This window comes from Streptococcus cuniculi (assembly GCF_001921845.1).
Classification (GTDB): Bacteria; Bacillota; Bacilli; order Lactobacillales; family Streptococcaceae; genus Streptococcus; species Streptococcus cuniculi.
In genome coordinates this window covers 1-10,295 of record NZ_MSJM01000014.1, presented here as the reverse complement: position 1 = coordinate 10,295, position 10,295 = coordinate 1, and the positions used below count along the sequence as shown (strand labels likewise).

General features: G+C 45.3%; 12 protein-coding genes. 10 read left to right on the top strand and 2 right to left on the bottom strand.

Annotation, left to right across the window (positions count from 1 at the left end; translation table 11 throughout):
- Positions 1-582: 582 nt before the first annotated feature.
- Positions 583-861, bottom strand: coding sequence for a hypothetical protein (locus BU202_RS10235; protein WP_075105664.1), 279 nt, complete (start codon positions 859-861; stop codon positions 583-585).
- Between the two features lie 142 nt (positions 862-1,003).
- Here BU202_RS10235 and BU202_RS10230 point away from each other — a divergent pair, with 142 nt between their 5' ends.
- From BU202_RS10230 to BU202_RS10220, 3 genes are all read left to right on the top strand, one after another.
- A complete protein-coding gene (locus BU202_RS10230) occupies positions 1,004-1,447 on the top strand; it encodes a dUTP diphosphatase (protein WP_075105663.1) in 444 nt (147 codons plus the stop codon).
- A gap of 2 nt (positions 1,448-1,449) precedes the next feature.
- Complete coding sequence (radA, locus tag BU202_RS10225) at positions 1,450-2,811, top strand: DNA repair protein RadA (RefSeq protein ID WP_075105662.1); 1,362 nt, start codon at positions 1,450-1,452, stop codon at positions 2,809-2,811.
- Between the two features lie 230 nt (positions 2,812-3,041).
- Positions 3,042-3,731: a hypothetical protein gene (locus tag BU202_RS10220; RefSeq protein ID WP_075105661.1), complete on the top strand. Its 690-nt coding sequence runs from the start codon at positions 3,042-3,044 to the stop codon at positions 3,729-3,731.
- Here BU202_RS10220 and BU202_RS10490 read toward each other — a convergent pair.
- Positions 3,723-4,259 (bottom strand): TetR/AcrR family transcriptional regulator, encoded by a 537-nt coding sequence (locus BU202_RS10490; RefSeq protein ID WP_075105660.1) that lies wholly within the window; start codon positions 4,257-4,259, stop codon positions 3,723-3,725. The two genes, BU202_RS10220 and BU202_RS10490, sit on opposite strands and share 9 nt — an antisense overlap.
- A 37-nt stretch (positions 4,260-4,296) precedes the next feature.
- Here BU202_RS10490 and BU202_RS10210 point away from each other — a divergent pair, with 37 nt between their 5' ends.
- The 7 genes from BU202_RS10210 (at position 4,297) to gltX (ending at position 10,176) form a co-directional block, all read left to right on the top strand.
- Complete coding sequence (locus tag BU202_RS10210) at positions 4,297-5,076, top strand: SDR family NAD(P)-dependent oxidoreductase (protein WP_075105659.1); 780 nt, start codon at positions 4,297-4,299, stop codon at positions 5,074-5,076.
- 172 nt (positions 5,077-5,248) lie between these two features.
- Entirely contained in the window at positions 5,249-5,743 is a 495-nt protein-coding gene (locus BU202_RS10205; protein ID WP_075105658.1) for a beta-class carbonic anhydrase, read from the top strand.
- A gap of 128 nt (positions 5,744-5,871) precedes the next feature.
- Positions 5,872-6,585: a TIGR00266 family protein gene (locus tag BU202_RS10200; protein WP_075105657.1), complete on the top strand. Its 714-nt coding sequence runs from the start codon at positions 5,872-5,874 to the stop codon at positions 6,583-6,585.
- Between the two features lie 73 nt (positions 6,586-6,658).
- Positions 6,659-7,294 (top strand): ribonuclease P, encoded by a 636-nt coding sequence (locus BU202_RS10195; RefSeq protein WP_075105656.1) that lies wholly within the window; start codon positions 6,659-6,661, stop codon positions 7,292-7,294.
- A 194-nt stretch (positions 7,295-7,488) separates the two neighbouring features.
- Positions 7,489-7,935 (top strand): LytTR family DNA-binding domain-containing protein, encoded by a 447-nt coding sequence (locus tag BU202_RS10190; RefSeq protein ID WP_075105655.1) that lies wholly within the window; start codon positions 7,489-7,491, stop codon positions 7,933-7,935.
- Between the two features lie 4 nt (positions 7,936-7,939).
- The gene (locus tag BU202_RS10185; protein WP_075105654.1) at positions 7,940-8,626 is read left to right on the top strand and encodes a LiaF transmembrane domain-containing protein; all 687 of its coding nucleotides are present in this window, start codon (positions 7,940-7,942) and stop codon (positions 8,624-8,626) included.
- 86 nt (positions 8,627-8,712) lie between these two features.
- Positions 8,713-10,176 (top strand): glutamate--tRNA ligase, encoded by a 1,464-nt coding sequence (gene gltX / locus BU202_RS10180; protein WP_075105653.1) that lies wholly within the window; start codon positions 8,713-8,715, stop codon positions 10,174-10,176.
- Positions 10,177-10,295 lie beyond the last annotated feature (119 nt).

Here is a 10,295-nt window from a genome sequence, read left to right as displayed (position 1 = left end):
AGAGGCTGGTGACGAGTCAAGAGCAGTGAGGCTTGAACAAAGTGAAAGCCAGCGTCTTTAGGCGCTGGCTGGGAATGTGGGCTTATAGCCCCGGTTCAAACCACCCGTTAGACGGGTGGTCATGATTTATACTCTACAAAAATCAATATCTGACTAGCTTTCACAATCAAGAATTGTGAAAGAGAAGAGATACGGTTAGCAAAGTTCACTTCCAGAACATAAACAAACCCAAAATCTATTTAAACAAGTTACAAACCTCTGCTAACTGAACACATTCGATTTGCCGATTTTCGCGAGCGGAGCGAGCCTCGTCAGATACTTTTCGCTGTGGTAAAAGGAGGGAGAGGGGCAAAAATCGTGATTTCGCAGAAATCGATTATCCTCGCTCCTTTGTTTCTGGGCTCGGGCTAAAATAATCCACTGGATTATTTTACTCCGCAGGAAGTCGCTACCGTCCGCGCCACCTAAGAAAAGTATCACTAAAGGTTAGCAAATCTAACCTCCTCTAAACTAGAGTTCAGAAAGGTGAGCGAACAACGAAAGAAGCTGTTTTTGACGAGTATTATTCAAATACAAAGTTTTCTATCCCACCAACATGACCAACAGAATATAGCCGAAAATGGAGAGTGCATTGAAAATGAAGGTCGCAAAGGATACTAAAGGTAGGGTGACCAACTTTTTCACAATTCCATAGATCGTCAGAATGATGCAGTAAACTTGCAAGATGAGGAAAATGGCATAGAGCAATTGGTGGTGGTTGATGTAAACACTTGGCGCTTGATAAAAGGTAATGACCATGGCGAGGTCAAAGACCCAGATGAGCAGGCAGCTAATGATTGCAGGGCGAGTGAATGATGTCATAGAGGTCTCCTTTTGAAAACGAAAACGTTTTCTTTTTAGTATACCACAATTTTTATCTCTCCATCCTTTTTCATCATTTTTTACGAATATATAGTATAATGGTAGAGAACAATTAGACTATTTGAGGTTTTAGGAGATAAACATGAGACAACGTGGATTTGAATTAGTATCGCAATTTACAGATAAGGCCTTGTTGCCAAAGCGTGAGACAGCCCATGCGGCGGGTTATGATTTGAAAGTGGCAGAACGTGTGGAACTTGCACCGGGTGAGATTAAGCTAGTGCCAACGGGTGTAAAGGCCTATATGCAAGAGGGCGAGGTTCTCTATCTTTATGACCGTTCATCTAATCCGCGCAAGAAAGGTTTGGTCTTGATTAACTCGGTTGGGGTTATTGACGGTGACTATTATGGCAACCCTGCAAATGAAGGGCATATCTTTGCTCAAATGCACAATATTACAGATGAGACGGTTGTGCTTGAGGTTGGCGAGCGGATTGTGCAGGCTGTGTTTGCACCCTTCTTACTAGCAGATGGCGATGAGGCGACTGGCACCCGCACAGGCGGCTTTGGCTCAACGGGGAATTAAAGATGGCGAAGAAAAAAGCAACCTTTGTCTGTCAGAACTGTGACTATCATTCGCCTAAATACTTGGGGCGTTGCCCCAACTGCGGAGCCTGGTCGTCTTTTGTAGAGGAGATTGAAGTCGCAGAAGTCAAAAATGCTCGCGTGTCCTTGACAGGAGAAAAAACCAAGCCCGTCAAGCTCAACCAAGTGACGTCTAGCAATGTCGCGCGCACTGAAACGGACATGGCAGAATTTAACCGCGTACTCGGTGGGGGCGTGGTGCCAGGAAGCTTAGTTCTGATTGGTGGTGATCCTGGAATTGGGAAATCAACCCTGCTCCTACAAGTCTCCACCCAGCTGGCTAGCCGTGGGACGGTTCTCTATGTTAGCGGAGAGGAATCAGCCGAGCAAATCAAGCTGCGTAGCGAACGCCTTGGGGATATCGACAATGAATTTTATCTCTATGCCGAGACCAATATGCAGAGTATTCGGGCGGAAGTTGAGAAGATTCAGCCTGATTTTCTGATTATCGACTCCATCCAGACCATCATGAGCCCTGAAATTTCAAGTGTTCAAGGTTCGGTCAGTCAGGTCCGTGAGGTGACGGCAGAGTTGATGCAGATTGCCAAGACCAATAACATTGCGACCTTTATTGTGGGACATGTGACCAAGGAAGGGACACTAGCGGGACCTCGAATGCTGGAACACATGGTGGATACCGTTCTTTACTTTGAGGGCGAGCGCCAACATACCTTCCGTATCCTGCGTGCCGTGAAAAATCGTTTTGGCTCAACCAATGAAATCGGAATTTTCGAGATGCAGTCGTCAGGTCTTGTAGAAGTTCTCAATCCTAGTCAGGTCTTTTTAGAGGAGCGACTGGACGGTGCAACTGGTTCGGCTATCGTTGTAACCATGGAGGGCACGCGCCCCATTTTAGCAGAGGTACAAGCCTTGGTGACGCCGACCATGTTTGGCAATGCCAAGCGAACGACGACAGGGCTGGACTTTAATCGTGCCAGCCTCATTATGGCGGTTTTGGAAAAGCGAGCAGGTTTACTCCTGCAAAATCAAGACGCCTATCTCAAGTCAGCGGGCGGTGTCAAGTTGGATGAGCCAGCCATTGACTTGGCTGTTGCGGTAGCCATTGCTTCTAGCTACAAGGATAAGCCAACTAACCCTCAAGAATGCTTTATCGGTGAAATCGGCTTGACAGGTGAAATCCGCCGTGTCAACCGCATCGAGCAGCGGGTCAACGAGGCAGCCAAGCTAGGCTTCACCAAAATTTATGCCCCTAAAAATTCCCTAATCGGTCTAGAAATTCCTGCGGGTGTTACCCTCGTTGGGGTGACCACCATTGGTGAAGTCCTACAGAAAGTCTTTGGTTAGCAGAGGGGATTGGGCAATCATATCTACATAAAGAAAACTAGAAATTCTTCATTGAATCTCTAGTTTTTTCCATTTCCCCAAGACAAGTCTCCTCCTGATTTACATATTATTTCCTGAAAAAATAGCTCAATTTTCAAACTCTAGACATTTTTTCAAAAATTGTCGTGTACTTCCTCCGATCTTTCTAGTAAACTAACAACATCATAACAGAACTAATTTGGAGGATACTTATGTACTTTGGACATTATGCTGTGGCAACCGCCGTAAAAGCAAAGGAACCGGAAATGCCTGTTTTACCTATCTTTTTGGCAACAGGTGCCATTGATATTATGAATGGTCTCTTTATCATGGCTGGGATTGATAGGGTAGATGCAAATTTGAACACAAAGCCGTATCTTTATTTTGATTTGACCTATATCGACTGGGATCATTCGCTCCTCATGGGGATTGTTTGGTCTGTTTTGGCGGGCTTGCTAGCCTATGCGGTCTATAAAAAGGACAGGAAAATCGGCTTAACGACAGGCTTAGTTGCCTTCTCGCACTGGCTCTTAGATTTACCGCTCCATAATGGAGACATGGCGCTCTACCCCGGTTCTTCTATCAAACTCGGCTGGGGCTGGTGGAAATTGCTAGGTGAGTACGGCTGGCATTTAGAAGTTTTCTTCTCCCTAGGGCTCCTTTACTACGCTTATAAAAAAAGCAAGGAATATGGCGAAAATATCTGGCCGCAACTCCTCTTTATGGGGCTTCTTATGATTAACATGTCTCCGTGGTTTTCACCGATGAAAATAGTGGCAACTTTCCCAGAACCTTGGGCGCACTTAGCGCATGGTTTTGCAGTCTTCATGGGCTTTATTATCCCAGGCTTTATCTTTAAATGGTTGTATAAGAAGACAGGGGAAAAAGCGCGATTAGCTTAATATCTTGAAAATCAGCTGGTTAATGTCCTTGCTATCAAGCGACATTTCCGGCTTTTTCAATTGATAGCTGATGGCAGCGACGACACTTGCGGCAAAGATTTCCAGTAGAAAATCATCTTTTCTGATGCCGTTGTCCCGAAACAGTAGGCTAAATTCTTCCTTAATCGCTCTTTTCCAGAGTTCTGTAAAGGCAAGATTGGTCTGTGCGACCAAAAAGGCGTGAAAGATGTGATGATGGGCAGTCACATAAGCCAAGGTTGTTTCGACAAATAAAATATCGGTGACTTGCTGGATTGGACGCCGAAAGAGCTTACGATTGATGGCAACAAGGTCTTGAATCGTTCGTTCCTCAATATCGGCTTTTAGCTCCTCAATGCTGTCGTAGTAAGTATAAAATGTCGAACGGGCAATGGGCGTTGCCTCGCAAACTCCCTTTACACGAATCTTGTTGGCTGGAATGGTTCCCCACAGGGTGATAAAGGCCTGCTGGATGTCTTTTTGGGTTTCTGTCAGCGCTTCTTTTCTCATGTTTTATCCTTTCTACTTACTTTTTGGAGGTTTCCTTATGTCAAAAACAATTTTGATCACAGGTGCATCAAGTGGTATCGGCAAAGCCTTGGCTGAAAAATACGCTAGACTTGGCTGGAACTTGGTTCTGGTCGCAAAAAATCCGCTCGTTTTGGAACCGTTTGTTAGTGACTTGCGCAAGAAAACAGCTACGTTTATTTTACCAATCATCCAAGATCTTCGTCAAGCTGACGCGGCTAGGAGCATTTTTCAACATGTCGCAGCGCAAGGCTTAGAGCTGGACATCTTGGTGAATAATGCAGGTTTTGGAGATCATGGACCTTTTGAAAAAGCGGACTTGCAAAAGCAAATAGACATGATTGCGGTGAACAATACAGCCTTGATGAGCTTGACCCACTATTTTTTGCCAAGCCTTTTAAAACAAGCAAGACCGACCTATATTGTCAATCTGTGCTCTACGGCAGCTTTTTTGCCGGGACCTTATATGTCGATTTACCATGCCAGTAAAGCCTTTGTTTTCTCCTTTAGCTTAGCGCTTGCTGAAGAATTAAAAGATACGAATGTGGTGGTGAAAACGATTTGTCCGGGTCCTGTCGCAACAGGTTTTCAAGCTAGGGCTGGAGAATCATCGGCTGCCTTGTTTGACCGCATGAAAAATCAAACACCAGAAGCCATGGCGGATTTCATTGTCTCAGAAATACCAAAGAAAAAACTCGTCTCTGTCAAAGGGCTGAGGGACAGATTCTTTCTCTATTGTAGCGGTTTACTCCCTAAAAAACTAGCCTTGAGACTGGTTCGGAGAATCATGACTAGGTAGCTAGATACTGTGACCCGAAAGGGTCTTTTTTGCTAGATGTCGTGCAAACATTCGGAAGTGACAGAAAGAACCCGTCTCACCAAGCCCGATGGCTGACAAATGTTCTGGAACATGATAGGCTAGTAGGAAAAGAAATGAAACCTATCTGATATTTACAAAAGGAGTTTTCAATATGTCCTATTTTCAACAGTTTCTGAAAGCCAATCAGGCCTATGTCGATTTGCATGGCACGCACCATCTGCCCTTAAAGCCCAAGACCAGAGTGGCGATTGTGACCTGTATGGATTCGCGTTTGCACGTGGCGCAAGCCTTGGGACTAGCACTTGGAGATGCCCATATCTTGCGGAATGCAGGCGGTCGGGTGACGGAGGATATGATTCGTTCGCTCGTCATTTCCCAGCAACAGCTTGGTACGCGGGAAATCGTAGTCTTGCACCATACGGATTGTGGAGCGCAGACCTTTACCAATGAAAGTTTTCAGGCGGATTTGCAGAAAACATTAGGTGTAGATGTGTCGCGTCAGGATTTTTTGCCCTTTACAGATGTAGAAGAGAGTGTTCGTGAAGATATGGACTTGCTCCGCAAGTCGCCCCTGATTCCAGATGATATTGAGATTTTTGGTGCAGTCTATGATGTGGATACAGGACGCATGACAGAGGTTGTATAGTCATGAGGGGGGATGCGTCTTGTTTTGTATTCAATGAAAGTGGAAACATCATTTGATGTCAGGCTTGACAGGCTTTGAAGAAAGGTGTATATTTGTATTAAATAAACGATACAAAAGGAGGCTAAATCATGGCTGATAACCGAATGAAGTATACGATTGATAGCAATATGCAATTTCCACTAGTTGAGATTGCCTTAGAAAGAGGCGAGACTGCTTATATTCAGCGGGGAAGCATGGTCTATCATACCCCGAGTGTGAGCTTAAACACCAAGCTAAATGCGCGTGGTGGCTCTGGTCTGGGGAAGCTCATGGGAGCGATTGGACGTTCTATGACATCTGGCGAGTCCATGTTTATCACGGAGGCAATGTCAAGCGCTGATGATGGCAAGCTAGCTCTGGCACCTTCGATGCCTGGGCAAGTTATTGCGCTTGAACTAGGTGCTAAACAATACCGCTTGAACGATGGGGCCTTCTTAGCCCTCGATGGTTCAGCCCGGTATAAAATGGAGCGCCAAAGTGTGGGTCGTGCCTTGTTTGGTGGTCAGGGTGGCTTTTTTGTCATGACGACAGAAGGAGAAGGGACCTTGCTTGCGAATGCCTTTGGTTCCATCAAAAAACTAGAATTAAATGGTGGCAGTATCACGATTGACAATGCCCATGTAGTAGCTTGGAGCAGGGACTTGAACTACGATATTCACCTTGAAAATGGCTTCTTGCAATCTATTGGTACAGGAGAAGGCGTAGTCAATACCTTTACAGGTTATGGTGACATCTACGTTCAAAGTTTAAATATCGAAACTTTCGCCCAAGTTATCGGGAGCCACATCATCACAAGTGGTTGAGATGGCGGTGGCAAGACTACCTTACTCGATGCCTTTTTGTAATGAAAATAACATGCAGTAAAAAGGAGTTTCTATGACCTTATTTCCCGCGATAGCAGCTTTTCTTCCCTATCAGGGGGACAAATATATCGCGCCTGAAAAGGCGGGCGAATTGGAAGAGAGCATGCGTGAGATGAAACAAGTGGCGCAGGCTGCGCGTAAGGAATTTCAGCAGCTAGCCCAAGCCTTCCACGCGCTTCATCCCAACCTTGACATGCACCGCGCGAGCCAGTGGATGAATCAGGCGCAGTATGCGCGTCCTCATTTCTGGACCTATCTTCAGGCAGAAGGTAGCGCAAGCGAGCCCATGTTTGCCCTGCGCTTGTATGGCCATCAAGCAGCCTATGGCGTGTCGGTCGAGGTGAGCTTTATCGAACGTAAAAAGGATGAGACAAGTCTCGTCAAGCAAAATCAGGTCTTGCAAGTCGCAGTAGAGGCACCTGTCTATTACCTGGTACAGGCAAATGGTGAGACCAAGAAAGTAGAAGGAACAGAAGAAAATCGTCAGGCTCTTCTTGAACAGCTGGCACAGGACCAGATTCGCAAAGTCTTGGTCAAGGTTGATGTTGATTTGACTCAGGCAGACAGTATGGAAGCCGTCCTAGCTCGGCTAGAATCGGCTTTTGAGACCCTACAGCCCTATTATCAAGCCACAAAAGTTGGATGTTAAGAACTAATGCCAAACTGTTAAAACTATGAAACGTAATGAGGTAAGGAACTTTTGTCCCAGCCTCATTTTTATTTGGACAGCGTATCCGTGCAGATTTCTACCACTTACCGTTCAAAATCAACCAGTTACTGAAATGGTCTTGCCTTTGTGTCAAATCTTGCTATAATGAGGTATAGCAAAACAAGGAGGGAGTTATGAAAATACGGATTGAGCTAGATGACGGCCTTGATGATGTGGAAGTGGTCATCAAGACAGCTCGTTTAACGGATCAAGTTGACCAGTTGCAACAACTGTTGTCCAAGATGAACCAGCCCTCCTTGGTCTTTTACAAGGATGCGAGCGAGTATTTCGTTAAACTAGAGGATATTTTATTTTTCGAGACAGATGGTGCGAAGATTTTTGCGCATTCAAGGACAGATGCCTACGAGGTCAAGTTAAAGCTCTATGAGCTAGAAGAGGTCCTACCGATCACCTTTTGCAGGATTTCCAAGTCCAGCATTGCCAATGTCAAATCAGTGTATTCGCTCGATAAATCATTTTCGGGAACCAGTCGGATTCGCTTTGCGGATACGCACAAGGTAGTCCATGTGTCACGTCATTATTATCAGTTATTAAAAGAAAGATTGCAGGAGTTGAGGTAGTGCGATGAAAAAGTATGTATTAGGAATTGGCTTGTTAGTCTTGTCAGGCTTGGTTTTGTTTCAAAATTATTTGCCACAGTTTGATTTTTCCATTTGGAAAATGGTCTGGCTTGTCGTGTTGGCAGCAGGCTTGGTGAACGGTCTGGTGAGGAGAAGATTGTACGATAGTTTCTTCTTTGGAACCTGGCTGTTTATCTTGCTGAACAAGCAGTATCATTTTTTAGCGGTTGATCCAAAAACAGTTATTGTCGGAGCCATCTTGGCCTGTCTGGGTTGTCACATTCTCTTTAAACCCAAGCGGGGGAACATTCGCTTTTTGGGAGATTTCAAGTCTGTCGCAAGTGGTGGAAAAAAAGCGATGGTCGAAGACGAAGACAGTGTAGCCTTTGGTAGCTCGACCCGTTACATTCATGACACAAGTTTTGTACGTGACACGGTTGATGTCGCTTTTGGTAGTGCGACGATTTACTTTGACAATGCCGTCATAGCTGGTGAGGAGGCAACCTTTGTCATTGATGCAGCATTTTCAACGGTGCGGCTCTATGTGCCAGATACGTGGCTTGTACAGGTCAAGGCAGATAAGGCCTTTAGCAGTATTCAGCAGGTATCTCCTCCAACCGTATTTGACAAGAAACTCTTAGTCGAAGCTGATTTGGCATTTTCGACCCTTGAAATTATCAGCTCATCATAAATCAGCCCTTGCGGCTGATTTTTTGGCTCAAAGTAAGGGATATGTGCTATAATAGGAATATTGAATGTTGACAAGGAGAGTATGAAATGACAAAATCCATTCGCGTGCGTTACGCACCAAGTCCAACTGGGCTATTACACATCGGAAACGCGCGAACAGCGCTCTTTAACTACCTTTACGCTCGTCATCATGGCGGAACCTTTTTGATTCGGATTGAAGATACAGACCGCAAACGTCATGTTGAAGATGGTGAGCGTTCGCAAATGGAAAACTTGCGTTGGTTGGGGATTGATTGGGACGAAAGTCCAGAAACCCATGAACAATACCGCCAGTCAGAGCGTCTTGAAATTTACCAACAGTATGTCCATGAACTCTTGGAGAAAGGCTTGGCCTACAAGTCTTATGTGACCGAGGAAGAATTGGCTGCGGAACGTGAACGTCAAGAAGCAGCTGGTGAAACACCGCGCTACATCAATGAATACCTTGGCATGTCAGATGAGGAAAAAGCAGCCTATGTTGCGGAACGTGAGGCAGCAGGTATCATTCCGACTGTTCGTTTGGCGGTGAATGAAGCTGGCATCTACAAATGGAACGACATGGTCAAGGGTGAGATTGAGTTTGAAGGTGGCAATATAGGCGGTGACTGGGTCATTCAGAAAAAAGACGGCTACCCAACTTACAACTTCGCCGTGGTCATTGATGACCACTTGATGGAAATCTCCCATGTTATCCGCGGAGATGACCACATCGCAAATACGCCAAAACAACTCATGGTCTATGAAGCCCTAGGTTGGGAAGCACCAGAGTTCGGTCACATGACCTTGATTATCAACTCTGAAACGGGTAAGAAATTATCAAAACGTGACACCAACACGCTCCAGTTTATCGAAGATTACCGTAAAAAAGGCTACCTGCCAGAAGCGGTCTTTAACTTTATCGCTCTTCTTGGTTGGAATCCTGGTGGGGAGCATGAGATTTTCTCTCGTGAGGAATTGATTGAGCTATTTGATGAACATCGTCTCAGCAAATCGCCAGCAGCTTTTGACCAGAAAAAGCTGGACTGGATGAGCAATGAGTACATCAAAAATGCTGACTTTGCAACGATTTTTGACATGGCAAAACCATTCCTAGAAGCAGCAGGTCGTTTGACAGACAAGGCTGAAAAATTAGTGGAACTTTACAAACCACAAATGAAAGCAGTTGATGAAATCGTGCCCTTGACAGACCTCTTCTTTGAAGATTTCCCAGCCTTAACCGAGGCTGAAAAAGAAGTCATGGCAGGCGAAACAGTTCCAACAGTCTTGAGCGCTTTTAAGGAAAAACTAGAAGCGATGACAGAAGAGGACTTCAAGTCTGAAAACATCTTCCCGCAAATCAAGGCGGTTCAGAAAGAAACAGGTATCAAAGGGAAAAATCTCTTCATGCCGATTCGTATCGCGGTTTCAGGTGAGATGCACGGACCAGAATTGCCAGATACCATCTATCTGCTCGGTCGTGAAAAATCTATTCAACACTTGGACAATATGTTGAAAGAAATTGAGAAATCATGACCACCCGTCTAACGGGTGGTTTGAACCGGGGCTATAAGCCCACATTCCCAGCCAGCGCCTAAAGACGCTGGCTTTCACTTTGTTCAAGCCTCACTGCTCTTGACTCGTCACCAGCCTCT